The sequence below is a fragment of the Pseudomonas benzenivorans genome, assembly GCF_024397895.1.
GTDB classification, from domain to species: Bacteria; Pseudomonadota; Gammaproteobacteria; order Pseudomonadales; family Pseudomonadaceae; genus Aquipseudomonas; species Aquipseudomonas benzenivorans_A.
In genome coordinates this window covers 4,019,431-4,046,402 of sequence record NZ_CP073346.1, presented here as the reverse complement: position 1 = coordinate 4,046,402, position 26,972 = coordinate 4,019,431, and the positions used below count along the sequence as shown (strand labels likewise).

Sequence of the window (26,972 nt, the reverse complement as noted above, 5' to 3'; positions counted from 1 at the left end):
CAAGCTAGCGCTCGCCGAACGCCTCGGACACCGTCTTCTTCAGGGGCTTGAGCAGGTAATCCATCAGGGTTCGGTCACCGGTGCGAATATCCACCTGCGCCGTCATGCCGGGCAGGATGTCGAGCGTCTTGCCGGTGGTGCTGGTCGCCGGATGGGTCGTCGGCGAGACATGCACACGGTAGTAGATCTCCTCGCCCCGCTGGGTGTCCTCCTTCAGGGTATCGGCGCTGACGTAGATCACCTTGCCCGGCACGCTGCCGAAGATGGTGTAGTCGAACGGATCGAAGCGGATATTGCTCTGCAGCCCCGGCTGTATCTGGGCAATGTCCGCCGGACGGACCTTGGCCTCGATGATCAGCTCATCGTCCACCGGCACGATCTGCATGATCTCCTCGCCGGCGCGCAGCACCCCGCCCACCGTGGTCACCCTGATGTTCTTGACGATGCCCTTGACCTGCGCGGTGAACACGCTGTCCTGGCGCTCCTGCTGCCGCCGCGTGAGCATCTGCTCCGCCTGCGCGATCTCGTCTTCGGCCTTGGTCAGCTCGATGCGCGCATCTTCCAGGAACTTGTTCTTGCGGTTGACCAGACGCGCCTCGGCCTCGTTGGCGTCGCGCTGGGCGCGCAGCAGCTCCGAGCCGCTGACATCGCCGGACTCGAGCAACTGTTCGACCAGCCTGAGCTGCTTGCGCGCCAGATCGACCGCCACCCGCAGGGTTCTGAGTTCTTCCTGCAGGCCGATGCCCCTCTGCCTGAACAAGGCGCGCTCGACATTGATCTGCTCCTGGAACAGCGGGTTGACGTCCTTGGGGAAGACCAACTGGCCGGCCCCGCTCACCTCGGCGCGCAGGCGAACGGCCTTGGCCTTAAGGGCGAACAGCCGTGCCTCCACCTCACCGACCGTGGCGCCGATACGCGTCTGGTCCAGGCGCGCCAGAATCTGCCCGGGCTCGACCCGGTCGCCTTCCCTGACCCGCAATTGCGAGAGCACCCCGCCATCCACCGACTGAATGATCTGCACCCGGCTGCTGGCGATCACCTCGCCCGTGGCGCGGGCCACCTCGTCGATGCGAAACACCATGGCCCAGGCGATGAACGCCACGACCGCCAGCGACAACACCCCCAGAAGCAGGCCATGCCGGCCGCGGTGATAGCTTTCCAGGCGTTCGATACGGGCCTGGTTGGCCGCATCCTCATCGCCGTCGTATCGGTTAAACCACATCGGGCGCACCTCCCATGTACTTGCGTGCCGGCAGCGCATCGGCCGGCCGGTTGATTGCCGCGCGCGCCAGCAACTGCGGCATCACGCTCTCCGGCTTGCCGTCCTTCACCACTTCGCCCTGCTGCATGAGGATGACCCGGGTCGCCAGCTTCATCGCCAGCATGGGCCTGTGGGTCGACACGATGAGGATGTCTTCCGGCCTCAGGTTCTCCTCGAGCACCTGCCAGACCTTCGCCTCGCTTTCCGCGTCGAGCGAGGCGGTAGGCTCGTCGAGCAGCCAGATACGCGGCTGCGCGATCACCACCCGCGCCAGCGCCACCAGCTGACGCTGGCCACCGGACAGGCCTTCGCCGCCCTCGCTGATCGAATGGTCCATGCCCAGCGGACTGCTGGCGGCGATGGCATCCACGCCGAGATCGCGCGTCACCTTGAGCAGACGCGAATCACCGACCGTGCCCGACAGCGCCAGGTTGCTGCGCAGGGTGCCCTTGAACAGGTGCACGCTCTGCGGCAGGTAACCCAGGTGGCCGGCGACCACCTGCGGGTCGATCTCCCACAGATCGGCATCGCCGAGGCGCACCCGACCCTCGTGGGGGCGATAGAGCCCGGCCAGCACCTTGAGCAGGGTCGACTTGCCGCAACCGACCGGCCCGACCAGCAGCACCCGTTCGCCCGCGCGCAGCGACAGGTTGGCGACATTGACCTGTTGCACCGGCGACTCCGGATAGGCGAAGCGCACCTTTTCCAGCTCCAGCGTCTGCGGCGGACTCTCCGGCAACAGCAGGTGCTGGTCGGCGCGCCGCTCCAGGTCCAGGCTCAGCACCTGGTTGACCATCTGCAGGGACTGCGAAACGTTCTGCCACTGGGTCAGGTACTGCACGCCCTGGGCGATGGGCGCGATCACCCGCCCGCCGAGGATGCTGCAGGCGATCAGCCCGCCCATGGTCAGTAGGCCGACCTCGATCTGCCAGACCCCCACCACCACCGCGGCGACGTAGGCCAGGGTGGACAGGCTGCCGGTGGTCACGCTGGAGAAGCTGTTGATCGCCTTCTGCTGGATGCTGTAGCCGTCGATAGACGCGGTGATCGCCTGCCACTCCTCGGAAAAGCGCCAGGTGGCGTTGTTCGCCCGGATCGATTCGGCGCCGCGGATGGTGTCCACCAGCACCCCCTGACGCTCGTTGTGCCGCTGCAGTTGCCGGCGCAGCAGGTCGCGCAGGCGCACCTGGGTGGTCAGGCCCAGCAGCAACGCCACCGGCAGCAGCAGGGCATACACCCAGCCCACCTGGCCGCCGATGAGGGCGATAAAGGCGATGAACATCAGGGCAAAGGGCAGATCGATCAGGCCGAAGATCACCCCCGCGCTGAAGAACTGCCGCACCGAATCCAGGCCGCCCACCTGGGCTGCCAGGGTGCCCAGGCTCTTGGGCTGGATATCCAGGCGCAGGTGCAGCAAATGGTCGAAGACCTGCTGCGATACCCGCTTGTCGACCGCCACCGAGACGCTGTCGACGATGCGCGCGCGGAGGATCTTCAGCCCCCAGTCGAGCAGGATGATCAGCCCCATGCCGGCCACCAGGGTGGTCAGGGTGCTGTAGGCCAGCGTCGGCACCACCCGGTCGTAGACCTGCATGGCGAACAGCGAGGTGGAGATGGCCAGCAGGTTGACGATCACGGTGGCGGTCAGCACCTTCGCGACCCAGGCCGGCTCGCGGAACAGCTCGCGCCAGACCAGGCGCGCGGCGAGGTTGCCCTTGAGCGACGGCGTGGTCGACTTGGAGCGTTGTGCCGGCGGCCGCAGCCAGAGCACCAGGGCGCTCTGCAATTCGCTCTCGGCCACCGTCTGGCGCGCGCCCGCGGCGTCGGTCAGGGCGATGTTGTCGCCGTCGTGGCGTTCGGCTCGATACCAGACGTCCTCGTGCAGCACCAACGCCGGCAGACGGCGCAGGTCGAAGCGGCGCCAGGCCAGCTGGATGGGCTGCACGCCCTTGAGCTGGACCTGGGTGAGGATAAAGCGCACCCGCTCGGCCGGCTGCACCGCCGGCAGGCTCTGCTCGGCCTTGGCACAGGCGCCGTGCAGCGCCTGCAAGTCGGCGCTGACGTTGAGCTGCGCAAGCAGCTGGTGCAGCAGCGCCGCAGGCGGCGCCTTGCCCTCGACAGCCGCACCGGGCGCGGCGCCATCGGCGTTCGGGGTTTCATGAAGGCTCATGGCATGTCCTTGCGTTGTCCGCCGGCCAGGCCATCGAGGCCGCCGGTCAGTGCCGCCAGTTTCAGCGAGTAGATCAGCCAGTCGTTCTCTGCCTGAAGCTGCTGCAGGCGTTGCTCGGTCAGTTCACGCTGAATATTCAGCACATCCAGCCACGCCTTCTGCCCGGCCTCGTACTGACGCTGGTAGGAGGCGAGTATCTCGCTCAGCTCCGTCACCGACTGGCCATAGGCCTCGATCAGGCTCTGCTGCGCCCGCCGGTTGGTGTACAGGCTGCTGACGCTGCGGCTGATCTCGTTGCGGGTGTTGCTCAGCTCATCCATGCCGGCCTGCAGGCGGGCATCGGCCGCATTACTGCGCCCGGCCGCGGCAAAGCCCAAGCCATCCAGGCTGGCTTCGAAGACCACGCCCACCTGGTTGTCGCTGCCGAAGGCCGGATGATTGAAATAGCGGTCGGCCTGCAGGTAGACAGTCGGCCTGGGCGCGGCGCCCTCACGCTTGACCTCGGCCCGCGCCCGCTCGACCTGCTTATTCTTCAGCAGCACCTCGGCGCTTTCGGCCAACGCCAGATCCTCCAGCGCGGCAGCATCCGGCAGCAAGGTCAGGGCCTCGGGCACCGGGCGATCGGCGCCCACCGGCACCTGGGTCAGGGTACGCAGCTCGGTCAGGGCCACCGCCAGCTCACCCTGGTAACGCTCTTGCTGGGCGCGGGCCGGGGCCAGGCGCGCCAGGGCCAGACGCACGTCGGCGGTCGAGGCCAGCTGGCCCTGTTCGCGACGAAGGACCTGCTGGTAGAGGCGGTCCAGCGCCGCGACGTTGTCCTCGGCGATGCGCAGGCGCGCCTGGCTGCCCAGCACCCGGGCGTAGGCCACGGCGGTCTGATCCAGCAATTGCCGGCGCAGGCGCACCAGGTCGGCCTGCTCGGCCTGCACATCGGCATCGGCGAAGGCGATGTTGCTGTCGATGCGGCCAAAGGCCCACAGCGGCTGGCGCAGGCGCAGGGTCGAGGGCTGATCGTCCTCGCTGGCCGCCAGTTCAGTACTCAGCGTCGGGTAGCGCTGGGCGCGCACGCTGTCGCCGATATAGGCCTTGGCCTGCACCTCGGCCTGTTTGCCGCTGAGCGCCGGATGGTTCGCGAGGGTGGCGTTCAATGCCGCGCCGAGGCCGGCCTGGCCCTCGGCGGAGGCCGCGCCCCAGGGCGCCAGGCCGAGCAGGAACAGCAGCAAGAGGGGGTGTTGCTTCATCACACTATCCTTCCCGGGTCGCCCAGGGTCTCAGTAAAAGTGGCCGACCCGAGCGGCTGCCCCTGGTCGTCCGGGTCGTCGTTGGGTTCTGTTCGCCGGGTGCGCTGCAGCGCCTCGGTCTTCTCGGTGTCGCCGGCCAGCTGGTAGGCCTGGATCAGGTCCTTGCGCCAGTTCGGGTTCCACGGGCACTTGCCGTGCCCCGCCTCCATCAGCTCGATGCCCGCCTTGAGGTGCCCCTTGCGCACATAGATCAGGCCGACCATGAAATTGGCCGCGGCATGCTCGGGGATATGGTGCAGCAACTTCTTGAAGCGGTATTCGGCCTCATCCAGGCGTTCCTGCCGATACAGCTCGACGCCCTCGTTGAGCAGGCCCGGCTCCGGCAGCGTGACCATCTCGATGGGGTCCCACTCGATCCTGGCGTTGGTGCCCTGAATCAGCGGAGCCAGGTGGTTCTGGTAGCGCAGCCACTTGGCCTTGGAGGTCTGGTACACCGGCTGGCGCACCTGCCAGACGCTGGCGGTCTTCACCGGCCGCTCCAGCTCGTTGAAGGCCAGCACCTGGGACTCCCAGGCCACGCCAATATACTCGAGCATCTTGCGCGCCGATCCTTCCAGATCGCCGACCACGTCCTCGTAGTTGATTTCCAGAATCTCGCCGGGGAACAGCTGCTGCCAGTGGTGCATCAGCAGGTTGTGGTCGGCCAGTTGCTCGCCGATTGCACCCAGGTCGTAGGCGAAGCCCATGCCGCCGTGCTTGGCCTGGTAATCGGTGAAGTAGTTGGAGATCGCGATGTCGCGCGGGTCGCGGCGCACCGAGATGATCTTGGCCCTGGGGAACAGGAACTTGATCAGGCCGATGTTCTCGAAGTTGTGCGGCAGCTTGTCGACAATGTGCCGCGCCTCGGGGGCATACTCGCGCAGCTCGTCGAGGATGCCGTTGGCGATGCCGGCCGTCACGTAAGGACTCAGGTCGTCGACACAGTCCGGGTAGTGGCGGCCGGAGCCGCTGTGGCGCTCCCAGCGATTGAGCCCGGCGATGCGCTGGGGAATCACCCCCAGCTCGCCGGCGCCGAAGATCTGGCTGTGGCCGGCGAGAATCTGCTCCACCAGGGTGGTGCCGGAGCGCGGCATGCCCACCACATAGACCGGCAGGGTCGAATCCAGCCCGCAGCCCTGGCGATGCTGGTACAGCGAACGGCTGAAGGCATGGCGAATGCGCGCGCAGCTGTTGCGATGGGCCTTGCCGTCGTAGCGCAGCAGCTTCCTGCTCGCGTCGTTGGCCTCCTTGGCCAGGGCGAAGGCCCTGTCGTAGTCCTTGCGCTTCTCCCAGGCGGCGGCCAGTTGCAGCAGCAACCCGGCGCGCAGCGAGCCCTCCAGGCTGGGCTGGCGCGCAGCTTGCTCCATGCGCTCCAGCGTCTCCACGTCCTCAGGGAACTGGCGGGCGTTGATCAGCGAGGCGTAGCCCCTGGGCGGGTCGACCTGCCTGATGCGCTCGAACAGCGCCACCGCCTCGTCGATCTTGCCGCGCTGCATCTGCTGCTGGCCGAGGCCCTGCAACGCCGGCACGGACCAGGGGTTTTCCGCCAGCACCTCGCCGAACAGGCGTTCGGCCACCTCGAACTGCTGCGCCTGGCTCTCCACCTGGGCCAGGGCCTGCTTGGCCTGCAACCGCAGCCCAAGCAGGCCGGCCTCGCTTATCGACTCACCTGCCTGCAGCCCCTGGGCCAGCTCGATGGCCTTCTGCGCCGCCTGGCGCGCCTGCTCGCCGTCCTGCTGCAAACAGGCGGCGGACAGGCGCAGCCACAGGCTCACGGCCTGGGCCTCCTGCATATCGGGCAGCTGGATCAGGCGGCGCAGCAACTGAATGGCCTGCAGCGTGCGCCCCTGCACCTGGGCCAACTCGGCCAGTTGCGAGAGCAAGGCGCTGTTCTTCGGGTAATGCTTGAGCCCCTGGCGCAGCGCTTCTTCCGCCGCCGCATGGCGGTCGTGGCCGGCCAGCAGCGCCCCATAGCCGCAGAGCAGCCCGCTCCACTCATCCTCGCTCAGGCTATGGCGGCGCGCGTCCAGCCATTGCTCGGCCCGCGCCAGGCCATCCTGGGCCAGCCAGATTTCCAGCTGCAGGCCCCGGAACTGGGCGCTGAACTGCGCCACGACGGCTTCCGGCAATTCGCCCTGCACGTCCATCAGGCGCTCGATGGCCGCGTCCAGCGCCTGCTGCGCGGCGGCGGTGTCGCCGGCCTCCAGGCACAGCCGGGCCAAGGCACTCCACACCGGCAGGCGCTGCGGCGCCAGCTCGGCGGAGCGTTGATAGAGCTGCCGCGCCAGCTCCGCCTGGCCGTCGTGCATCCGGCACCAGGCCAGACGCGCCAGGGCCAGCGCATGCTCTGGCTGGGCCTCGAGCGCGGCCTCCAGCAGCGGCGTGGCGTCCAGCGGGCGCTGCAGCAGGCAATAGCCGCCGGCCAAGTCCACCCGTGCATCGAGGTCCAGTTGCACCAGGCGCGCTTCGGCCTCGGCCAACCAGGCCAACGCCTCATGACGCTGGCCCAGTTGGGCGTGGGCCAATGCCAGCAAGGGCAGCGCCTGGCAGTCCTCAGCCTCGTGCCAATAGGCCTGGGCGTTGGCCAGCAGTTCGCCGAACTGCTGGCGATCGGCCAGCTGGCGCAGTATGGGGGCGTAGGACACGTTGAGGTTTTCCAGGGGTTAGGGTGATTCAGAGGCGGAAGGCGAACAGGCAACACAGCCTTTACCGAAAAGCTGCGCTTGTGCGCTCAACACGCGCAGATCGCCTCACGGGAAAGGTCAGCATCGGACGCGGTGAGCGACCAGATAGACACCGGCATTTCGTCGGGTCAAGAAGCTCCCTGCGCTCGCTGAATGCCCGCTGGGGCAATAAGCAGGTTTCCAGCATCCTTCGGCGATGCGACTTGCCGACGCTTTGTTGCCGTCAGCCACCGCAGGTTCAAAGGCATCGCCGAGCGCCCCACGGCACCAGAACCGCCGGTGCCCCCGGCAGACGCCAAGCAGCGGTGCTGTGCAGCTCGGCTGGCGCCACGCCGCACTCCCGCTGCCTGTACGCCTTAGGCCAACCCCTGAGAGGTCAAGATGCCGTTTGGCATCGCCACTTGATAGACATTGCCCAATGCAGAACCTTGATTGGGGTTTGCCGCCCAATTACCGGACCACAAATCGATCGCCTTAGATACATGGTTATAAGACCGGCGGAAGTCTCCATGATCATACAACCGCGCCGCGCGGCTTGTTTGACTAAAAGGGTTCGTCTTCCATACAGCCAAATTAGCCATTGTTTGAAAGGCACTCACATTAGAATACCAATTTCCTTTGACTGAGCTTCCGTTGCCCACCAACACGATCCGATCGTTCGCACCCAACGCTTCGGCCCCCTTCCATGCTCCCCACGTATCGGCTGGGCCTGGGCCTACCCCATCAGTGCTTAGGGCTGACTGGGTGCTATGTACCCGGATATAAATCGTGTAGGCGGTATTGGCATCGAAAGTGCGGTTGCTGTGATCGGAGGACACGCCCTCGACCAGATCGAAGACCACGATCGATGTATTGACCGTCGTGAAATCCAGCGCATCCGTCGCCACCCCCGCGAACGCGTTGCCGGCGGTGTCGGTCAACACCCCGCTCGCCAAAGTCACGTCGTAGGTGCGACCTGACGCCAGGTCGGCCGTCGGGTTGATCGTCACCTGGCTGCCACTGATGGTGACCTGGCTGGTATCGCTGATGGCGATGTTGCGGGTATCGCCCGCGCCATCGCTGATCACGATATTGCCGCTGCCGGCTTGCACCGCCTCGCTGAAGGTCAGCACGATATTGCTGCCCACCGCGACGGCCGTGACGTTGTCGGCCGGAGTGCTGGCGGTGAGCGTCGGCGCGACGGTATCTACCGTCATGACGCCCACGTTGCTCGCGATGGCAGAAACGTTGCCGGCAAGGTCGGTCTGCCTGACCTGCAACGCGCCAATCGCGTAAGTACCGTCGGTGAGGTCGAAGCCGCTGCCCGTTCCTTCATGCCAGCTGCTGCCGCCATCGATGCTATAGGTCCACGTTGCGCCTGCCTCGAGGCCCGTGATGACGACCCTGCCGTCACTGCTCACTCCGTCTCCTCGGGCGCCGGTATCGTTGGCCAGGGCAATGGGCTGGTAGTCCTTGTAACGGGCGACCATGAAGTCATTGGTGTTGCTGTCGGAACGCCGTGCGTACCCGCCAATGAGGATATTGTCAGCACTGTCGACGACAAGGTCATAACCCTCGTCCCAGCCGCTTGCGCTATCCGACAGATTCGCCTTGATCAGGCCGGACTGACCAAAACTGGTATCGAGCGCTCCATCGCTGGTGAGGCGAGCGATCACAGTGTCAAAACCGCTTCCAAGGTACGCAGCCGAGGAAATCAGGACCTTTCCACTCGAGTCGAAAGCCATTCCGCCGCCGCGGTTGGTCATCGAGCCGCCGGTGGATACAGTCGCGATCCCATCTCCACCTCCAAAGGTGGTATCGAGCGTGCCCGCACTGGTGAAGCGGGCGACATTCATGGCGTAGGAGCCGCCCGTCAGCACATAGATCCTGCCGCTGGCGTCGATGGCCGTATCGAAGATGTCGTCGGTACCAGAGGGGTTGATGTCTTGCTTGACGATTCCGCCAGTGCCAAAGCCGGCATCCAACTGGCCATCGCTCGACAGACGCATCAGATATGCGTTGTAACTACCTGAGCTGTTCTCGTAGCCGGTTATCAGAATTTTTCCGTCAGACTGGATCACTACATCCTTGGCCGTATCGAAGGATGCCGCAACCGGATAGAGCTGCCAGCCAACCGTAGCGAAGCTGGTGTCAAAGGTACCGTCAGCGTTGTAGCGGGCGACAGCGGTTTCCACACCGGTGTCCTGAGTCGAATAACCCACCACCACCAGCTTGCCGTTGGCGTCGACGGCAGCCCCCTGGCCGCTTTCATGCTTGTAGCTGCTTCCAAAATCCCATAGCGCATAGCCATCACCATTGAAGCCGGTATCCAATGTGCCGCTGGCCGTGAACTTGGCCACGATCATGTCATAGAAGTCGGAACCTCCTCCTGATACTTCAGCCGGCATGTAGATATTGCCGCTGCTGTCGAGGGCCGACTCTCCGGAGAAATAATGTGTCGAGCTGAGCGCCGAGGTCACGACACCCGTGCCGCTGCCATAACTGGTATCCAGACTGCCGTCGGCATTGAAGCGCATGGCGGCAAACCTGTAGGAGCTTGAACCAGAAAGCTGTGCTGCGCCGGTGAGGATATATTTCCCGCCGTCAGCCAAGTGGATGGTCGTTCCCGGATAACTCCCATCCGAGCCGCCGACATCGACAAACACAAGCCCGTCACCGCCGCCGAACGCAGTGTCCAGGGCATAGCCGGAAAGGAAAACCGGAGCTACGGAATCGACCGTGATGGCGCTCGCGTTGCTGGTCACAGTGGATACATTGCCCGCCAGATCGGTCTGCCTGACCTGCACCGAGCCAATCCCATAACTGCCTTGGGCCAGCACGAAACTCGTGCCCGTGCCCACCGCCCAGAAAGCGCCGCCGTTGGAACTGAACTCCCAGCTGGCTGCGTCTGCAGCAAGACTTACGTTGATGGTGCCAGCATTAGTGACCCAGTCGCTGTTGCTGCTGCCAGTATCGGCGTTCAATGCGAAGCTCGCGGCTGTAGGCGCGATGGTGTCCACATTGATGGCACGCGTGCCGGCCGCGCTGACGTTGCCGGCCGCATCCGTGGCGGTGACGCTTAGCGTTTCGGCACCTTGGCCCATGGCGACGATATCGGCGGGGACCAGGCTGTAGCTCCAGACCCCACTGCCGTTGGCGCTGACCGTACGCAGGTTGCCAGCGATGCTGAGGCTGACGGTGGCATTGGCTTCGGCGCTGCCGCTGATCACTGCGGCCTGCTCGGCGGCGTTGATGATGTCGTCCGTGGCCACAGCATTGATGCTCGGGGCATTCGGCGCTGCGGTATCCACACTGACGTTGCGCGTGTCAGCCTCACTGATGTTGCCGGCCGCATCCGTGGCGGTGACGCTTAGGGTTTCGGCACCCTGGCCCATCGCCGCAATATCGGCGGGGACCAGGCTGTAGCTCCAGACTCCACTGCCGTTGGCGCTGACCGTGCGCAGGTTGCCAGCGACGCTGAGGCTGACGGTGGCGTTGGCTTCGGCGCTGCCGCTGATCACGGCGCCCTGCTCGGCGGCGTTGATGATGTCGTCCGTGGCCACCACATCGATGCTCGGGGCATTCGGCGCTGCGGTATCCACGCTGACGTTGCGCGTGCCGGCCGCGCTGACGTTGCCGGCCGCATCCGTGGCGGTGACACTCAGCGTTTCCGCCCCCTGTCCCATCGCGACGATATCGGCGGCGACCAGGCTGTAGCTCCAGGCCCCACTGCCGTTGGCGCTGACCGTACGCAGGTTGCCAGCGATGCTGAGGCTGACGGTGGCATTGGCTTCGGCGCTGCCGCTGATCACCGCGGCCTGCTCGGCGGCGTTGATGATGTCGTCCGTGGCCACAGCATTGATGCTCGGGGCATTCGGCGCTGCGGTATCCACACTGACGTTGCGCGTGTCAGCCTCACTGATGTTGCCGGCCGCATCCGTGGCGGTGACGCTTAGGGTTTCGGCACCCTGGCCCATCGCCGCAATATCGGCGGGGACCAGGCTGTAGCTCCAGACTCCACTGCCGTTGGCGCTGACCGTGCGCAGGTTGCCAGCGACGCTGAGGCTGACGGTGGCGTTGGCTTCGGCGCTGCCGCTGATCACCGCGCCCTGCTCGGCGGCGTTGATGATGTCGTCCGTGGCCACCGCATCGATGCTCGGGGCATTCGGCGCTGCGGTATCCACGCTGACGTTGCGCGTGCCGGCCGCGCTGACGTTGCCGGCCGCATCCGTGGCGGTGACGCTCAGCGTTTCCGCCCCCTGTCCCATCGCGACGATATCGGCGGCGACCAGGCTGTAGCTCCAGGCCCCACTGCCGTTGGCGCTGACCGTGCGCAGGTTGCCAGCGATATTGAGGCTGACGGTGGCATTGGCTTCGGCGCTGCCGCTGATCACAGCGCCCTGCTCGGCGGCGTTGATGATGTCGTCCGTGGCCACAGCATTGATGCTCGGGGCATTCGGCGCTGCGGTATCCACACTGACGTTGCGCGTGTCAGCCTCACTGATGTTGCCGGCCGCATCCGTGGCGGTGACGCTTAGGGTTTCGGCACCCTGGCCCATCGCCGCAATATCGGCGGGGACCAGGCTGTAGCTCCAGACTCCACTGCCGTTGGCGCTGACCGTGCGCAGGTTGCCAGCGACGCTGAGGCTGACGGTGGCGTTGGCTTCGGCGCTGCCGCTGATCACGGCGCCCTGCTCGGCGGCGTTGATGATGTCGTCCGTGGCCACCGCATCGATGCTCGGGGCATTCGGCGCTGCGGTATCCACGCTGACGTTGCGCGTGCCGGCCGCGCTGACGTTGCCGGCCGCATCCGTGGCGGTGACGCTCAGCGTTTCCGCCCCCTGTCCCATCGCGACGATATCGGCGGCGACCAGGCTGTAGCTCCAGGCCCCACTGCCGTTGGCGCTGACCGTGCGCAGGTTGCCAGCGATATTGAGGCTGACGGTGGCATTGGCTTCGGCGCTGCCGCTGATCACAGCGCCCTGCTCGGCGGCGTTGATGATGTCGTCAGTGGCCACCACATCGATGCTCGGGGCATTCGGCGCTGCGGTATCCACGCTGACGTTGCGCGTGCCGGCCGCGCTGACGTTGCCGGCCGCATCCGTGGCGGTGACGCTCAGCGTTTCCGCCCCCTGTCCCATCGCGACGATATCGGCGGCGACCAGGCTGTAGCTCCAGGCCCCACTGCCGTTGGCGCTGACCGTGCGCAGGTTGCCAGCGATATTGAGGCTGACGGTGGCATTGGCTTCGGCGCTGCCGCTGATCACAGCGGCCTGCTCGGCGGCGTTGATGATGTCGTCCGTGGCCACCGCATTGATGCTCGGGGCATTCGGCGCTGCGGTATCCACGCTGACGTTGCGCGTGCCGGCCGCGCTGACGTTGCCGGCCGCATCCGTGGCGGTGACGCTCAGGGTTTCCGCCCCCTGGCCCATCGCGGCGATATCCGCGGGGACCAGGCTGTAGCTCCAGACTCCACTGCCGTTGGCGCTGACCGTGCGCAGGTTGCCAGCGATGCTGAGGCTGACCGTGGCATTGGCTTCGGCGCTGCCGCTGATCACAGCGGCCTGCTCGGCGGCGTTGATGATGTCGTCCGTGGCCACCGCATTGATGCTCGGGGCATTCGGCGCTGCGGTATCCACGCTGACGTTGCGCGTGCCGGCCGCGCTGACGTTGCCGGCCGCATCCGTGGCGGTGACGCTCAGCGTTTCCGCCCCCTGTCCCATCGCGACGATATCGGCGGCGACCAGGCTGTAGCTCCAGGCCCCACTGCCGTTGGCGCTGACCGTGCGCAGGTTGCCAGCGATGTTGAGGCTGACGGTGGCATTGGCTTCGGCGCTGCCGCTGATCACGGCGCCCTGCTCGGCGGCGTTGATGATGTCGTCAGTGGCCACCACATCGATGCTCGGCGCTACTGGTGCCACTTCATCGAGGTCGTTGATGCCCAGGCTGACCGCCTGCTCGCTGGCGTTGCCCGCCGCATCGGTGGCCACCACGGTGAAGCTGTAGGCGGACTTGCTTTCGAAGTTCGGGTTGCCGACCAGGGCTACCGCGCCGCTGCTGGCGTCGATGCTGAAGGCGCTGACGTCGCCGGTGCCAGGCTTGAGGCTGTAGCTGAGCCGGCTGGCGTCAGCGGCCTGGGCGGTGTAGACCACCTGGCCGGCACCGCTGTTTTCATTGATCGCCGTGGCAACCGCACCCGAGGTGAAGACCGGGGCAATGGTGTCGACAACCAGCGACGTTTCCGCCTGAGCGTTTGCGTTGGCCCTGTAGGCACCGCTGATGACCAGTTCCTGCGCCGCCGCGTTGAGCGTGGCAGTGCTGCCGGTCAGGCTGATGCCCGCCAGCAGCGCGTCGAGACTGGCCTGGCTATCCCCGCCCCTCAGGGCATCCGCCCCCGACAGCGCGGCCAGCAGGGTGCCGTAGACTTCCCCGGCGCTGACGCCGTCATTCAGGTCATAGGTCGTGCTGCCATTGGTGGTCACGACCACGATGCTGTGCAGGTCGGGCAGGCCGAATGCCTGGGCGATTGCGGTGTTCGTGTTGCTTACTGTCGCGGCATCGAGCGGGCTGCCGCCGGCCGCCTCTACCGCCTTGTGGTAGGCGGCTGACGTCAGCACGTTGAGGTTGAGCTGAAGGGTGCTGTTGGGCGTCGTCAGCACCCCGGCACTGAACAACTCGGCGTTGAGGTCCTTGCCGAGGTTGGTGGTTTCGTCCAGGTAATCATCGCCGTCATTGCCATCGACCACCTCGGCGATGACCACGCCGGTGTAGGCGCCGACGCTGTAGCTGTAGCGCCCGCCGGCATCGACAGTCGCCGTGCCCAGAAGCGTGCCGTCGGCCTTGTAGAGGTTGACGCTCAGGCCATGACCGTCGATGACCGGACCGCCGACGATGGCGCCGCTGACGATGTTGTTGACCGCCGCGACCGCAGCACCACCGCCACCACCGCCGCCACCCGCGGCCGCGAGCAGCCCGCCGCCGCCCAGCAAGCCGCCGCCCCACAGCATCGCGCCATTGGAGTCGGCTTCGGCCTCCAGCGGCATCGCGGCCAGGTCGTTATCGCCTGCCGGCCAGACCACACTCGACACCTGGCTCGCCCGATCGTTGGCGGTGATCAGCTGCGCCTCGCCACTCGCCGCCGGGCCGACATCGAAGGCCGCGCCCTGATCGTCGGCATAGAAATGCTCGATCTCCACCAGGGCCTGCTCGTCCACCTCGACAATCAGAGCATCGCCCTTCTTCTTCAGAACGATGCCACTGGCCGGCTTCTGCGTAGCCGCATCGATGATGCTGTAGGTCACCCCGCGCTCTGCCGGTACAACCAGCAACTGCGTAAGCGGAACATCTTTGGTCTGTTGCGAAGGGAACAGCAAGCGCAGGCGGAGAGCAGACATGGAGTGAGTCCAAAAGGTTGGCGTCAAGTTCGCGGGGATTCTCCCCTAACGCCGCCTACTGTCAAGATGCCACTTGTCACATTAGTCAAACAGCCCCAAAGACCAAGATTGACTTATGACCAACTGGTCACAGAGGACTCACTGAAACTAAGGATCGGCGCCGAATGCGCCGTCACATTGAGCATCTTCGGAGCTGAAATTTGGCTTTTTCAGCAGATAGACCAATAGCGCTGGGACAGAAATGCGGGACTTTTGCGGGTGCATCCCCATCCGGCCTGGAGGCTATCCGCTCAGGCAGGAGGCCGGCATCAATGCCCAGTTGCTGTGTCGCGAGTGGGAAAGCGCAGACCTGAACATCAAGATCGCCATGCGTGCGGTACGTCGCGAAGCTCGCAGACAGACGCTCAAGCCCCTCACCCTCTGCCGAGCCACCGACTGACGCAACGGCGTCCACCATCAGGCTGATCGACACTCACATCATGGATTCGAGAAACAGCGTGAATGCGACTAATCACCTAAGGCGAAACCTGGTGAGAGGTCAGGTCGAGCCTCAGCGCAGCGGGCCATCACGGCTTTCCAACTTACGCCGCCAGGCTGACAGGCGAGACCCCAGACTCGGCTTGGGCAGCGCAGCGCCCTCCCTGTTGACCATGGGAATGTTCAGGTACTCGGCATCCTCGTCGCAGAGGTCACCGGCGGCCGGCTTGTCATGCTGCGTTTTCGATTGATCGTCCAAAGTCATCCCCTCAGGGGGAACCGCGTTCGAAGGGCTTACCGCAAAACCAACACCAGAGCCAAACCCGACTCAAATCCGTCCGAAAACGAAAAAGGCCTGCATCGCTGCAGGCCTTGTTTTTACTGGTGCCGCTGAGAGGAATCGAACCCCCGACCCCATCATTACGAATGACGTGCTCTACCAACTGAGCTACAACGGCGCTTGCGCATTATTCATGGGAGCCGGCGGACGCTCAAGCGGGTTTTTGTATTCTGCCCGCCGGATGTCGGTGTGCCCGGCGCCAGCGGCGCGCCCGCTCGCGGCTTAACGTTCGAGCAGTTCGATACGGTCTTCGTGGATGCGGATCTGACCCTGCTTGTACAGCCCGCCGATGGCCTTCTTGAAGTTGCCCTTGCTGACCCGAAACAGCGCGCTGATGGCCTCCGGCGAGCTCTTGTCGCTCAGTTCGAGCATCCCGCCCTGCTCGCGCAGCTTGGCCAGGATCTGTTCGCCCAGGCTACCCACCACGTCCTGGCCCACCGGCTGCAGGCTCAGGCTGATCTTGCCGTCGTCGCGCACTTCCTTGATGAAGCCCTTCTCGCGCATGCCGCTGCGCAGGAACTTGAACAGCTCGTTCTTGTGAATCAGGCCCCAGTGCTGGCCGTTGATGATGGCCTTGAAGCCCATGTCGGTGGACTCGACCACCAGCAAGTCGACTTCCTGGCCAGCCTGGTAGGTGGCCGGCAGCCTGTCGAGGTAACGATCCAGGCGCGCGGTGGCGGTGATGCGTTTGCTGCGCTTGTCGAGAAAGACATGCACGACGCAGTAATCGCCGACCTGCAGCGGGCGCTTTTCTTCCGAATGGGGCAACAGCAGGTCTTTCGGCAAGCCCCAATTGAGAAACAAACCGACCCGGTTGATATCCACCACCTTCAGGCTGGCGAATTCACCGACCTGAACTTTCGGTTTTTCCGTGGTGGCAATTAATTTGTCGTCGCTGTCCAAATAGATAAATACATTCAGCCAGTCTTCCACTTCGCTCGGCGTATCCTTGGGGATATAACGCTTGGGCAACAATATTTCGCCGTCCGCGCCGCCATCCAGATACAGACCGAAGTCGGTGTGCTTGACGACCTGCAAACAATTCATGCGTCCGATAACCGCCATGGTGCCCTACCCTCGTTGCCAGGCGCGCATTCTACCCGAGTTGTGGCCGCCTTTGCTGGCAACCACGCCTCGGCGGGGTGCTCCCGGCTGCGCGAACGTACGATCCGACCAATGGCAAGCGAGCTTCGCAACGTGGCGCCGCCTCCAACCCGATACGCCGGCGAACCTCCGATAAAACAACACCTTATAGAAAACAAAAATTAAAATCGGCGTGGTGCGCGCTCGAAGCACAGGGCGCAATAACTTCCCGCCGACATTATTTATCAAGCAATTGTCAAGCCGTTCACGTACAATGCTCGGCCAAATTAATTTTTAAATAGGTTAATGGCTGCCATGCGTGTAAAAGCATCCCAGAGCAAACCCAAGCCGGCCCCCGCCGTTGAAACCAGCGCCTCGATCGATGCGCAGATCGCGGCCTTCCTGAAAGCCGGTGGCGAAATCCAGCAGATTGAAAAGGGTGTCAGTGGCCAGGTCTACGGCGCCAGCAAGCAGATCACCATCAGCAAGAAATAGCCTCGCGCCGGCTACCCTGTAGCGCTTTGCTCGTCTCGACAAAGCGCCAGGCGCTCCCCTCTCCCCTGCCGTAAAACTCGCCGGCCATTCCCCCAGCTCCTGAAATGTGCACGACCAACCGGTACCCGCCCCGCTCAGTCGCGCGCCAGCCCGACGCGCAGTAGCTGGCCGTCGCTGGCGTCGGTCAACACATAGAGATAGCCGTCCGGCCCCTGGCGCACGTCGCGAATGCGCGCATCCAGCGCTTCCAGCAGGCGCTCCTCGTGCATCACCCGGTCGCCCTGCAACTGCAGGCGCAGAAGCGCCTCTCCAGCCAGCGCCCCGACAAACAGGCTGTGTCGCCACTGCGGAAAGCGCGCCGCGTCATAGAACGCCATGCCGCTGATCGCCGGCGATTTCTCCCAGACATGGTGCGGCGGCTCGGTGCCGGCGACTGTTTCACCCAGGGCCTCGGGAATCGGCAGGAACGTATAGTTCACCCCATGGGTGGCCAACGGCCAGCCGTAGTTCTTGCCGGCCTGGGGGATATTGATCTCGTCGCCGCCGCGCGGGCCATGCTCATGCACCCACAATGCGCCGGTCCAGGGATTGAGGGCGGCGCCCTGGGGGTTGCGATGGCCGTAGGACCAGATTTCCGGGCGCACGCCGTCCTGGTCGACAAAGGGGTTGTCAGGTGGCACGCGGCCGTCGGAGTGCAGGCGCACCACCTTGCCCTGGAGCTTGTCGAGGTGCTGGGCGGTGGGTCGCTGGTTGTTCTCGCCCAGGGTGATGAACAGGTAGCCGTCACGATCAAACACCAGGCGCGCGCCGAAATGCACGCCGGTGGACAGTTTGGGCTGCTGGCGGAAGATCACCTCGAAGCCCTCCAGCCGGCGCCCATCGGTTGACAAGCGGCCGCGCCCGACTGCCGTGCCGGCCTTGCCGCGTTTGCCCGCTTCGGCATAGCTCAGGTACACCCATCGATCGGTGGCGAACGCCGGGGACAGCGCCACATCCAGCAGGCCGCCCTGGCCTCGGGCGTAGACTTGCGGCACGCCCTCGATGGGCTCGGACAGTCGGCCGTCGGCGCCGAGCAGACGCAGGCGCCCGAGGCGCTCGGTCAGCAGCAGGCCCTGGCGATCCGGCAGAAATGCCAGGGCCCAGGGGTGTTCAAGACCGGACAGCAGCGTGGTGACCCGCAGGCTACCCAGCTCACTGGGATACTGGCGCTCCTGCGCGACGGCCGGCGGCAGCGCCACAGCGGCGACAAGCCCGAGAATCCCAAGCAATCGCGAGTTCAGCATGGCCCCTCTCCTTCGCTTGATCGGCAACGTCCGCGGCGGCGCGGCCGATCATCGTCCTGCCCATAGTGCACCAGCAGGTCGCGGCTTTCAGCCCTTGACAGCCGACCATGATCAACCGGCTGTATTGCAGGGGATTCGTCCGCACGCAGCCGCCAAGGTCTAGACTGGGGCGCTGATCAACTCGCCAGCCCACGGAGAAACCCGATGCTCAAAGCCCAGTACCAGACACGCGGCCCGCAACCGCAGGATGTGATCGAAGCCGTCGAACTGCAGCTTGCCGCGCCGGCTGCAGGCGAGGTGCGGGTCAAGGTGGCAGCCGCACCGATCAACCCCTCCGACGTACTCACCCTGACCGGCGAGTACGGCATGCTGCCGCCGCTGCCGGCGATCGGCGGCAACGAGGGCGTGGGCCGGGTCGAGGCGCTCGGCGCGGAGGTGAGCAAGCTCAAGGTCGGCCAGCTGGTACTGTTGCCGGTCGGCTGCGGCACCTGGGTCAGCCACCTGAACGCGCCGGCGGACAAGCTGATTCCCCTGCCGGAGTCCGATCCGCAGCAACTGGCGATGATGACCGTCAACCCGCCGACCGCCTCCTTGATGCTCAGCCAGTTCGTCGACCTGCAGCCCGGCGACTGGGTGATCCAGAACGCCGCCAACTCGGGGGTCGGCAGCTACCTGATCCAGCTGGCCAAGCTGCGCGGCTTCAGAACCCTCAACGTGGTGCGCCGCGAGTCGGCGGTGGCCGGCGTCGAGGCCGAAGGCGGCGACGTGGTGCTGGTCGATGGTCCGGATCTGGCCAAGCGCGTGCGCGCGGCCACCGGCGGCGCACCGGTGCGCCTGGGCATCGACGCGGTGGGCGGTGAGGCCACCGACCACCTCGCCGCGAGCCTGAGCGAGGGTGGCGTGCTGGTGAACTACGGGATGATGAGCCGCCAACCCTGCCAGGTGTCGCCGGCTTCCTTCGTCTTTCGCGGCGTGACCCTCAAGGGCTTCTGGCTGGCCAAGTGGTTCCAACAGGCGACCCCGGCCGAGCAGATGCAGGTGTTCGGCGAGCTGACCCAACTGATCGCCAGCGGCAAGCTGCACGCCCGCGTCGCCGCCACCTACGACGTCAGCCAGATCAAGGAAGCCGTGGCGGCCGCCGCCAGCGGCGAGCGGGACGGCAAGATCCTGATCGTACCGAAGTAAGCCCCAGGCGCCGGGCGGGCATGGGCTGAAGCATGCCCGCCCGGTTTCACAACAGCGCCAGCCGCGACTCGGGCCAATAGGCCAGCCACAGCACCGCAGCGGCCACCAGCAGGTGGCTCAGTACGATCAGCCAGAACCTGACCTGATAGCCGAGCTTGCGATTCTTGTGGCGAATCATGCGTTGCGCCAGCAGGCCGCCCGGCCAGCCACCGAATAACTCGTACAGGTGCAGGCGCGCCTCGGGCGTGCGCCGTGCGCCGCGCATGGCGAACTGCTTGTCGCGGTAGTAGGCGACAAAGCAGACCAGGCTCATCAGCCCGTAGAGCAGCGCCAGGTACGGCAGCACCTCGATCCCGCCGAACAGCGGCTGCAGCTGTTCGTGCCAGAGCTTGGCCAGGCCCCGCAACATCGGCGGATAGCTGGCGTAGCCGCTGACACTCAAGGCCAGGTTGCTGTGCGCCATGCTGCAGGCCTGATCGCTGTAGAGCACCACGCCATCGGGCTGCAGACACCTGTGGACGGTGCCCTGGCCCTGCACCCGTGCTGACAGTAGCCACAATGCGCCCGCCCCCATCGGCAACAAGCGCATCGCGATTACTCGGCAGTCGGCTTGCGTCGCTTGAGCGGCGCCAGGCCGTCCTGGCTGACCAGTGTCGGCGCCTCGCTCTTCGGCTTGTTGATCGTGTTGCGCTTGCTCGGGGCCTTGGCCGCGGGCTTCTTCGCCGCGCTTTTCTTGGTGCCCTTGGCGTCGGTCTTTTTCTTCTTGGTGCCGGCCGCCTTGCCGGACGCCTTGAGGTTTTTCGGCCCCTGATACGTGCCCTTCAGTTCCTTGATGGTGCGGCGCTCGAAACGCTGCTTGAGGTAGCGTTCGATGCTCGACATCAGGTTCCAGTCGGTGTGGCAGATCAGCGAGATCGCCAGGCCCTCGGCACCGGCACGACCGGTGCGGCCGATGCGGTGCACGTATTCGTCACCGGAGCGCGGCATGTCGAAGTTGATCACCAGGTCCAGACCCTCGACGTCCAGGCCCCGGGCCGCCACGTCGGTGGCGACCAGGATCTTCACCGCGCCCTGCTTGAGGCGGTCGATGGCCAGCTTGCGGTCCTTCTGATCCTTCTCGCCATGCAGCACGAAGGTCTTGAACTCGCGGGCCACCAGCTTGCCGTAGAGGCGGTCGGCCTGGACCCGGGTATTGGTGAAGATGATCGCCTTGTCGTAGGTCTCGTTGCTCAGCAACCAGTCGACCAGCTGTTCCTTGTGGTAGTTGTGGTCGGCGGTGATGATCTGCTGGCGGGTGCCTTCGGCGAGCTGGCTGACGGCGTTGAGCTGCAGGTACTGGGGCTCCTTGAGCACCTTGGCGACCATTTCGCGCAGGCCGGAGCCGCCGCTGGTGGCGGAGAACAGCAGGGTCTGGTGCGGCCCGGAGCAGGCCTCGGCCAGGCGCTGCACATCTTCGGCGAAGCCCATGTCGAGCATGCGGTCGGCCTCGTCCAGCACCAGCACCTCGACCTCCTCCAGCGGCAGGTTGCCGGCGTTGGCGTGCTCGATCAGCCGCCCCGGGGTGCCGATCAGGATGTCCACTCGGCGCAGCATGGCCGCCTGGGACTTGAAGTCCTCGCCACCGGTGATCAGCCCGGCCTTGATAAAGGTGAACTGGGCGAAGCGCTCGACTTCCTTGAGGGTCTGCTGGGCCAGCTCGCGCGTCGGCAGCAGGATCACCGCGCGCAGGCTCACCCGCGGCTTGGGTGCGCCGTCACCGAGCAGGCGGTTGAGCATGGGCAGGACGAAGGCCGCGGTCTTGCCGCTGCCGGTCTGGGCGATCACCCGCAGGTCACGTCCCTGCAGCGCGGGCGGAATGGCCGCCACCTGCACCGGGGTGGGCTCGACAAAGTTCAGCTCGGCCACGGCTTTCAGCAGGCGTTCGTGCAGGGGGAATTGGGAAAACACGGGGTCAACCTCGGCAAAAAAACTGGAATCAGCTGCATAGCCTAACGGTTTCCTGGGCCGCGGCCGAATTTCTTTGCGTCAGCGGCCACAAAGTGCAGGACCGGCATCTTGAATAAGGCCCAATTAAGGGCTCAAATCCAGTGTCATGCTCACCCCTCCGTTTATGGAGCCTGCCATGCCTCATCCTCGTTTGCTGATCTGCACTGCACTGCTCGCTGCCCTGGCCATGCAAACGGCCCAGGCGGCGCCGAAACACGACAAGCATGGCGCCAGCCATGACGGCGACCTCAGCGTCCAGCTCAACGGTCCGTCGATCGATATCGGCCGGGTACGCATCATCCTCGGTGACAACCGTCACCTGCTCGCGCCGGCTGGCAGCCTGCCGCCGGGCATCGCCAAGAACCTGGCGCGCGGCAAGCCGCTGCCGCCGGGCATCGCCAAGCGTTTCGACCCGCACCTGAGCAGCCAGCTGCCTCGCTACGACGGCTACGAGTGGAAGCAGATCGGCCGCGACGTGGTGCTGGTGGCCATCGCCACGGGGATCGTCTACGAAGTGCTGAGGAACGTGCTGGACTGAGCGGGCAAGGCGCCCTCAAACAGGTGCCCGACCTTGACGTAGATCAGGCACCCCTCGCTGGAGAACGGCGTATGCCGCGAGCCATGGGGGCTGCGCAGCCAGGTGCCGGCCGGATAGGCGCCGAACTCGTCCTCGAACACGCCCTCCAGCACCAGGATTTCTTCACCGCCCAGATGCTGATGGGCCTTGAAGCGCGTACCGGGTGCCCAACGCACCAGGGCGGTATGCACCGTGCCATGACTGTCCAGGGGCAACACCTGCAACCCCGGCACCTGGCCCGGCTGCCATGCCGCGCTGGCGGTGTCGATGCGCGCGCTGCGCTGATCCTCCGGCGCCTGGTAGCACAGCTTGACGAACAGCAGGCAGCCCGGCGGGCTCGATGGCGTGTGACCGCTGCCCGGGGGATTCTTCAGCCAGTAGCCCGCCGGGTACTCGCCATGCTCATCGACGAACACGCCCTCCAGGACCAGGATCTCCTCGCCCCCCGGATGCAGGTGACGACTGAAGGCCGAGCCCGGCGCATAACGCACCACCGAAGTGGCGCGGCCGCTTTCCGCGGCGAAGCGTTCCAGGGGGCGGCGCTCGACGCCCGGCAGCGGCGAGGCCTGCCAGGGCATCGCCCGGGTATCGAGTACCACCCGTTGCGTGAGGTCCGCATTGATTCGCATAGCGTCTGCCCCTGTATGAAAAGTGCTGGCTCCGCTCTGCCGGCGCCTCAGATGCGCCGCTGCTTGATCAGCCGCCGCGTGCTGTCCCAGGTCACCAGCAGCACCGCCAGCCAGATCGGCAGGTAGGTCAACAGCTGCGCGGGGTCGAAGTGCTCCCCCAGATAGACCAGCGACACGGCGAACAGCAGCACCGGCTCGACGTAGCTGAGGATGCCGAACAGGCCCATCGGCAGCAGCCGGCTGGACGCCATCATCGCCGCGAAGGCCAGGGTGCCGAGCAGGCCCAGGCCCGGCAGCCACCACCACAGCTGCGGCGCCAGGGTGAAGACATCCGCAGGCCCCCAGGCCAGGATCAGCCAGATGGCGATCGGCGCCAGCATCAGCATCTCCAGGATAAACCCGGACAGCGCGTCCATGCGCATCCAGCGCCGCAGCATGAAGTAAGGCGGGTAGCCCAGGGCGGTGACCAGGGTGACCCAGGAAAACGCCTGGGTGCGCCACAGCTCGTGCAGCACGCCGATCACCGCGCAGAACACCGCCACCTTGAGCAACGGCCGCAGGCGTTCGCCATAGAACAGCCGCCCGGCCAGCACCATGACCAGCGGCAAGAGGAAGTAACCCAGGGAAACGTCGAGCATGTAGCCGGCCAGCGGCGCCCAGACGAACAGCCCCCACTGCACGCCGATCAGCAGCGCCGCCACGGGCGAGGCCAGCAGCAGCAGCGGCTCGCGCCGCATGCGCGCGAGCACGGCGGCCAGCGTGCCCCACTGCCGACTCAGTGCCACCAGCAACAGGATTGCCGGAATCGACCAGAGCACCCGCTGGGCAAACACCTGCACGCCATCCAGGGGCGCCAGCTGCTGCACGTAGCCGGGAATCACGGCGAACAGCACCGAGGCGAAGATCGACAGCGCCACTCCACGTCCAGACAGATTCATTGCGTCGCCTTCGCTCCTTGCAGGGTGCCCACCCGGGTAAGCAGTAATGAGGCGGCGATCACCGCCGCGCCCAGGCTCAGGCGCAGCAGGTCGGCATCGCGATTCCATAGCAGCAGGTTGACCAGCAGACCGGCCGGCACCAGAGCGTTGTTCATCACCGCCAGGGTGCCGCCATCGACCAGGCTGGCGCCCTTGTTCCACCAGTACAACCCCAACCCGGAAGCCACCATACCGAGCCAGGCGAGCACGCTCCACTGCAGGGCGCTGCTGGGCAAGCCGGCGGCGTTTCCGAACGCGAGGAAGGCCGGCAGGGCCACGGCCAGCGCCCCGAGGTAGAAGTAGCCGAAGCGCCGATATTGCGGGATATCCGAGGGATGACGTGCCAGCAGATGCTTGTACAGCACCTGGCCGGCGGCGAAGGTGGCGTTGGCGACCTGCAGCAGGGCAAAGCCTGTGTAATAACCCGCATCGACCTGGTCGTAGCGAATCAGCGCGGCGCCGGCCACCGCCACCAACGCGGCGAGCAGGGCCATGGGATTGAAGCGCCGCCGCAGGGCATCCTCGATCAGGGTCACATAGAGAGGCGTCAGCACGGTGAACAGCAGCACCTCCGGCACGCTCAGCATGCTGAAGCTCAGGTACAGGCACACGTAGGTGACGCCGAACTGCAAGGCGCCGATCAGCAACATGCCGCGGATGAATCCCGGCGCCACGCCGCGCCAGCGCGTCAGCGGCAGGAACACCAACCCGGCGATGACGATCCGGGTCAGCACGGCGAAATAGCTGTCCACCTGCCCGGCCAGGTACTCGCCGATCAGACTGAAGGAGAAGGCCCACAGCAGGGTTACGAACAGCAGATAGCGCATGGGCACCTCGCAGAAAACCGGCGACCTTATCCGGTTGCCGCGCTGGCAACAATCCTGAGCAGCTCAGCTGAGCCATGACGACGAGGTGCCGCGGCAGCGCCGCAGATGCAAAGACGCCCCAGCGCGGGGCGCTGGGGCGTCAAAAAAAGGCCCGAAGGACCAGTCACGCTGGTCGGCCGGGCAGGGACGCCCCCAAGGAGCGGAGGGGGCGCTAAGTCAGTCGCTCATGCCTAAAGGTTAGGCTACTTGCGCCAACTTTTCCTGCGCTTCGGCCAAACCTTTCTCCGAGACGTCGCCGCCCATGTTGAGGCCCTCGGCATGGATGAAGCTCACGTCGTTGATGCCGATAAAGCCAAGGGCCTGGCGCAGGTAGGGTTCCTGCTGATCCAGGCTGCCGCCGGCATAGATGCCGCCGCGGGCGGTGAGGACGAAGGCGCGCTTGCCCTTGAGCAGCCCCTCGGGGCCGTTCTCGGTGTAGTGGAAGGTCACCCCGGCACGCAGTACGTGATCGAGCCAGGCCTTGAGGGTGCTGGGAATGGCAAAGTTGTACATCGGCGCGGCCAGCACCAGCACATCGGCGGCCAGCAGCTCGTCGCTGAGCTGATTGGACAGCGCCAGGGCCGCCCGCTCCGCCTCGCTCTGCTGCTCGGCCGGGGTCATCCAGCCGCCCAGCAGGTTGGCATCCAGGTGCGGCACCTGCTCGACCGCCAGGTCGCGAATCTCGATGCTGTCGGCCGGGTGGGCCGCCCGCCAGCGGGCGATGAACTGCTCGGTGAGTTGGCGCGATACCGAGCCTTGTTGACGGGCGCTGCTTTCGATTACCAGGACATTGGACATGATGTTTGGCTCCATCGTGAGTTGTTGTGTCTCGATGGGCACAGACTATGACCACACCAGCCGATTAAAAAGCGCAAAAACCAGACATAAACAATCGACAAAGTTGATTTATTCCCACCATCGCTCTAGGCTCAGCGATGTTCGAAAACCGCCAGGTACGAGCGCTGCAGGCTTAGTCGAGGGTGCAGGTCAGCTTCACCCGCAACCGGATGATGCTGCGGGCGAACTTCACGGTCATGTTGTCGCTCTCTCCCGCCGCCAGCAGCACCTTGCGCGTGCGCGGGCGCTCGGGACCGTTGCGGAACACGCCGCTGCATCGGGCGTCGGTCTGGCCGTAGTTGTAGAGACGCACCGCGCCCATGTTGTGGTCGATCTCCTGGGTGGTGGCGGACACCTCAGCACCGTTGAGCTGCTTTTCCAGCTCGATCGGGTAGGCAAGGGCGCTCAGCGGCAACAGGGCGATCAGGGCACAACAGAGGTTTCTCATCGGGCGGTCTCCTAAGGTGGACCGCCAGTTTAGGGCGATATCGCCGCCGCGTGCACCCGGCGATTCCCGTGAATAGGAGCAAATAATGAAAGCGCCACGCGTGACCCTCGATCAATGGCGAACCCTGCAGGCGGTGGTCGACCAGGGCGGCTTCGCCCAGGCCGCCGAGGTGCTGCACCGTTCGCAGTCGTCGGTCAGCTATACGGTGGCGCGCATGCAGGAGCAGCTCGGCGTGCCGCTGCTGCGGATCGACGGGCGCAAGGCGGTGCTCACCGAAGCCGGCGAGGTGCTGCTGCGTCGCTCGCGCCAGTTGGTCAAGCAGGCCAGCCAGCTGGAAGACCTGGCCCACAACATGGAGCAGGGCTGGGAAGCCGAGGTGCGCCTGGTGGTGGACGCCGCCTACCCCAACGCCCGCCTGGTCCAGGCGCTTACCGCCTTCATGCCACAGAGCCGCGGCTGCCGGGTGCGCCTGCGCGAGGAGGTGCTGTCCGGCGTCGAGGACGTGCTCAAGGAAGGCACCGCCGACCTGGCCATCAGCGGCCTGAACATTCCAGGCTACCTGTGCACGGAGATGAGTACCGTGGAGTTCGTCGCCGTGGCCCACCCCGACCATCCGCTGCACCGCCTGCAACGCGAACTGAGTTTTCAGGACCTGGAGGGCCAGATGCAGGTGGTGATTCGCGACTCGGGCCGCCAGCAGCCGCGCGACGTCGGCTGGCTCGGCGCCGAGCAGCGCTGGACGGTCGGCAGCCTGGCCACCGCCGCCCGCTTCGTCAGCAACGGCCTGGGCTTCGCCTGGCTGCCGCGACATCTGATCGAGCGCGAGCTCAAGGACGGCCTGCTCAGCCCGCTGCCCCTGGAGCACGGCGGCAGTCGCAACACCCGGTACCTCTTGTACTCGAACAAGGACAGGGCGCTGGGGCCGGCCACCCAGATCCTCGCCGAGCTGATCCGCCGCTTCGACGCCGCACCACTCGATGCAGCACCCACCGCGCAGCTGCCGCCAAACGAGGAAACCTAG

At 65.6% G+C, this 26,972-nt stretch carries 19 protein-coding genes and 1 tRNA gene; 4 read left to right on the top strand and 16 right to left on the bottom strand.

Going from position 1 to position 26,972, the window contains the following annotated elements:
- Window positions 1-4: 4 nt before the first annotated feature.
- From KDW96_RS18965 to KDW96_RS18930, 8 genes are all read right to left on the bottom strand, one after another.
- A complete protein-coding gene (locus tag KDW96_RS18965) occupies window positions 5-1,222 on the bottom strand; it encodes a beta-barrel domain-containing protein (RefSeq protein ID WP_255837773.1) in 1,218 nt (405 codons plus the stop codon).
- Window positions 1,212-3,431, bottom strand: a complete 2,220-nt coding sequence (locus KDW96_RS18960; protein ID WP_255837772.1) for a peptidase domain-containing ABC transporter — start codon at window positions 3,429-3,431, stop codon at window positions 1,212-1,214. The genes KDW96_RS18965 and KDW96_RS18960 overlap by 11 nt, the downstream gene beginning before the upstream one ends.
- Window positions 3,428-4,672 (bottom strand): TolC family protein, encoded by a 1,245-nt coding sequence (locus KDW96_RS18955; RefSeq protein WP_255837771.1) that lies wholly within the window; start codon window positions 4,670-4,672, stop codon window positions 3,428-3,430. The genes KDW96_RS18960 and KDW96_RS18955 overlap by 4 nt, the downstream gene beginning before the upstream one ends.
- Entirely contained in the window at window positions 4,672-7,356 is a 2,685-nt protein-coding gene (locus tag KDW96_RS18950) for a tetratricopeptide repeat-containing sulfotransferase family protein (RefSeq protein WP_255837770.1), read from the bottom strand. Before KDW96_RS18950 ends, KDW96_RS18955 begins: the two co-directional genes overlap by 1 nt.
- Before the next feature lie 395 nt (window positions 7,357-7,751).
- Window positions 7,752-14,768, bottom strand: a complete 7,017-nt coding sequence (locus tag KDW96_RS18945) for an Ig-like domain-containing protein (protein ID WP_255837769.1) — start codon at window positions 14,766-14,768, stop codon at window positions 7,752-7,754.
- Window positions 14,769-15,318: 550 nt separating this feature from the next.
- Complete coding sequence (locus KDW96_RS18940) at window positions 15,319-15,504, bottom strand: hypothetical protein (protein WP_255837768.1); 186 nt, start codon at window positions 15,502-15,504, stop codon at window positions 15,319-15,321.
- 123 nt (window positions 15,505-15,627) lie between these two features.
- Window positions 15,628-15,703 (bottom strand) — tRNA-Thr (locus KDW96_RS18935).
- A 104-nt stretch (window positions 15,704-15,807) separates the two neighbouring features.
- Window positions 15,808-16,650: a CvfB family protein gene (locus KDW96_RS18930; protein WP_255837767.1), complete on the bottom strand. Its 843-nt coding sequence runs from the start codon at window positions 16,648-16,650 to the stop codon at window positions 15,808-15,810.
- A gap of 324 nt (window positions 16,651-16,974) precedes the next feature.
- On the opposite strand from KDW96_RS18930, the gene KDW96_RS18925 reads away from it, so the two are divergent.
- Window positions 16,975-17,163 carry a PFL_1563 family small protein gene (locus KDW96_RS18925; RefSeq protein ID WP_255837766.1) on the top strand — a complete coding sequence of 63 codons (189 nt, stop codon included), beginning with the start codon at window positions 16,975-16,977 and terminating at the stop codon, window positions 17,161-17,163.
- 134 nt (window positions 17,164-17,297) lie between these two features.
- Here KDW96_RS18925 and KDW96_RS18920 read toward each other — a convergent pair whose 3' ends face one another.
- Window positions 17,298-18,446, bottom strand: a complete 1,149-nt coding sequence (locus tag KDW96_RS18920; protein ID WP_255837765.1) for a PQQ-dependent sugar dehydrogenase — start codon at window positions 18,444-18,446, stop codon at window positions 17,298-17,300.
- A 204-nt stretch (window positions 18,447-18,650) separates the two neighbouring features.
- Here KDW96_RS18920 and KDW96_RS18915 point away from each other — a divergent pair, with 204 nt between their 5' ends.
- Window positions 18,651-19,631 carry a zinc-dependent alcohol dehydrogenase family protein gene (locus tag KDW96_RS18915; protein ID WP_255837764.1) on the top strand — a complete coding sequence of 327 codons (981 nt, stop codon included), beginning with the start codon at window positions 18,651-18,653 and terminating at the stop codon, window positions 19,629-19,631.
- A 46-nt stretch (window positions 19,632-19,677) separates the two neighbouring features.
- Here KDW96_RS18915 and KDW96_RS18910 read toward each other — a convergent pair whose 3' ends face one another.
- Window positions 19,678-20,190, bottom strand: coding sequence for a DUF1294 domain-containing protein (locus KDW96_RS18910; RefSeq protein WP_255837763.1), 513 nt, complete (start codon window positions 20,188-20,190; stop codon window positions 19,678-19,680).
- A gap of 35 nt (window positions 20,191-20,225) precedes the next feature.
- Entirely contained in the window at window positions 20,226-21,578 is a 1,353-nt protein-coding gene (locus KDW96_RS18905) for a DEAD/DEAH box helicase (protein ID WP_255837762.1), read from the bottom strand.
- 226 nt (window positions 21,579-21,804) lie between these two features.
- Here KDW96_RS18905 and KDW96_RS18900 point away from each other — a divergent pair, with 226 nt between their 5' ends.
- On the top strand, window positions 21,805-22,155 hold the full coding sequence (locus KDW96_RS18900; protein WP_255840564.1) for an anti-virulence regulator CigR family protein: 351 nt from the start codon (window positions 21,805-21,807) through the stop codon (window positions 22,153-22,155).
- Here the strand turns inward: KDW96_RS18900 and KDW96_RS18895 are convergent.
- The 5 genes from KDW96_RS18895 to KDW96_RS18875 form a co-directional block, all read right to left on the bottom strand.
- Window positions 22,125-22,823: a cupin domain-containing protein gene (locus KDW96_RS18895; RefSeq protein ID WP_255837761.1), complete on the bottom strand. Its 699-nt coding sequence runs from the start codon at window positions 22,821-22,823 to the stop codon at window positions 22,125-22,127. The two genes, KDW96_RS18900 and KDW96_RS18895, sit on opposite strands and share 31 nt — an antisense overlap.
- A 47-nt stretch (window positions 22,824-22,870) precedes the next feature.
- Window positions 22,871-23,761 (bottom strand): EamA family transporter RarD, encoded by an 891-nt coding sequence (gene rarD, locus KDW96_RS18890; protein WP_255837760.1) that lies wholly within the window; start codon window positions 23,759-23,761, stop codon window positions 22,871-22,873.
- Complete coding sequence (locus tag KDW96_RS18885; RefSeq protein ID WP_255837759.1) at window positions 23,758-24,627, bottom strand: carboxylate/amino acid/amine transporter; 870 nt, start codon at window positions 24,625-24,627, stop codon at window positions 23,758-23,760. The genes rarD and KDW96_RS18885 overlap by 4 nt, the downstream gene beginning before the upstream one ends.
- Before the next feature lie 237 nt (window positions 24,628-24,864).
- Complete coding sequence (locus KDW96_RS18880) at window positions 24,865-25,464, bottom strand: FMN-dependent NADH-azoreductase (RefSeq protein ID WP_255837758.1); 600 nt, start codon at window positions 25,462-25,464, stop codon at window positions 24,865-24,867.
- A 172-nt stretch (window positions 25,465-25,636) separates the two neighbouring features.
- Window positions 25,637-25,951 (bottom strand): 3-phosphoglycerate kinase, encoded by a 315-nt coding sequence (locus tag KDW96_RS18875; RefSeq protein ID WP_255837757.1) that lies wholly within the window; start codon window positions 25,949-25,951, stop codon window positions 25,637-25,639.
- Window positions 25,952-26,036: 85 nt separating this feature from the next.
- Between KDW96_RS18875 and KDW96_RS18870 the strand changes: the two genes are divergently transcribed.
- Complete coding sequence (locus KDW96_RS18870) at window positions 26,037-26,972, top strand: LysR family transcriptional regulator (RefSeq protein ID WP_255837756.1); 936 nt, start codon at window positions 26,037-26,039, stop codon at window positions 26,970-26,972.

Excerpts from the sequence above, each read along its gene's own strand:
- KDW96_RS18875 (WP_255837757.1), bottom strand. The coding sequence starts at position 25,951 with ATGAGAAACCTCTGTTGTGCCCTGATCGCCCTGTTGCCGCTGAGCGCC.
- KDW96_RS18960 (WP_255837772.1), bottom strand. The coding sequence starts at position 3,431 with ATGAGCCTTCATGAAACCCCGAACGCCGATGGCGCCGCGCCCGGTGCG.
- KDW96_RS18920 (WP_255837765.1), bottom strand. The coding sequence starts at position 18,446 with ATGCTGAACTCGCGATTGCTTGGGATTCTCGGGCTTGTCGCCGCTGTG.
- KDW96_RS18915 (WP_255837764.1), top strand. The coding sequence starts at position 18,651 with ATGCTCAAAGCCCAGTACCAGACACGCGGCCCGCAACCGCAGGATGTG.
- KDW96_RS18880 (WP_255837758.1), bottom strand. The coding sequence starts at position 25,464 with ATGTCCAATGTCCTGGTAATCGAAAGCAGCGCCCGTCAACAAGGCTCG.
- KDW96_RS18885 (WP_255837759.1), bottom strand. The coding sequence starts at position 24,627 with ATGCGCTATCTGCTGTTCGTAACCCTGCTGTGGGCCTTCTCCTTCAGT.
- KDW96_RS18965 (WP_255837773.1), bottom strand. The coding sequence starts at position 1,222 with ATGTGGTTTAACCGATACGACGGCGATGAGGATGCGGCCAACCAGGCC.
- KDW96_RS18945 (WP_255837769.1), bottom strand. The coding sequence starts at position 14,768 with ATGTCTGCTCTCCGCCTGCGCTTGCTGTTCCCTTCGCAACAGACCAAA.
- KDW96_RS18895 (WP_255837761.1), bottom strand. The coding sequence starts at position 22,823 with ATGCGAATCAATGCGGACCTCACGCAACGGGTGGTACTCGATACCCGG.
- rarD (WP_255837760.1), bottom strand. The coding sequence starts at position 23,761 with ATGAATCTGTCTGGACGTGGAGTGGCGCTGTCGATCTTCGCCTCGGTG.
- KDW96_RS18870 (WP_255837756.1), top strand. The coding sequence starts at position 26,037 with ATGAAAGCGCCACGCGTGACCCTCGATCAATGGCGAACCCTGCAGGCG.
- KDW96_RS18930 (WP_255837767.1), bottom strand. The coding sequence starts at position 16,650 with ATGGCGGTTATCGGACGCATGAATTGTTTGCAGGTCGTCAAGCACACC.
- KDW96_RS18900 (WP_255840564.1), top strand. The coding sequence starts at position 21,805 with ATGCAAACGGCCCAGGCGGCGCCGAAACACGACAAGCATGGCGCCAGC.
- KDW96_RS18925 (WP_255837766.1), top strand. The coding sequence starts at position 16,975 with ATGGCTGCCATGCGTGTAAAAGCATCCCAGAGCAAACCCAAGCCGGCC.
- KDW96_RS18955 (WP_255837771.1), bottom strand. The coding sequence starts at position 4,672 with ATGAAGCAACACCCCCTCTTGCTGCTGTTCCTGCTCGGCCTGGCGCCC.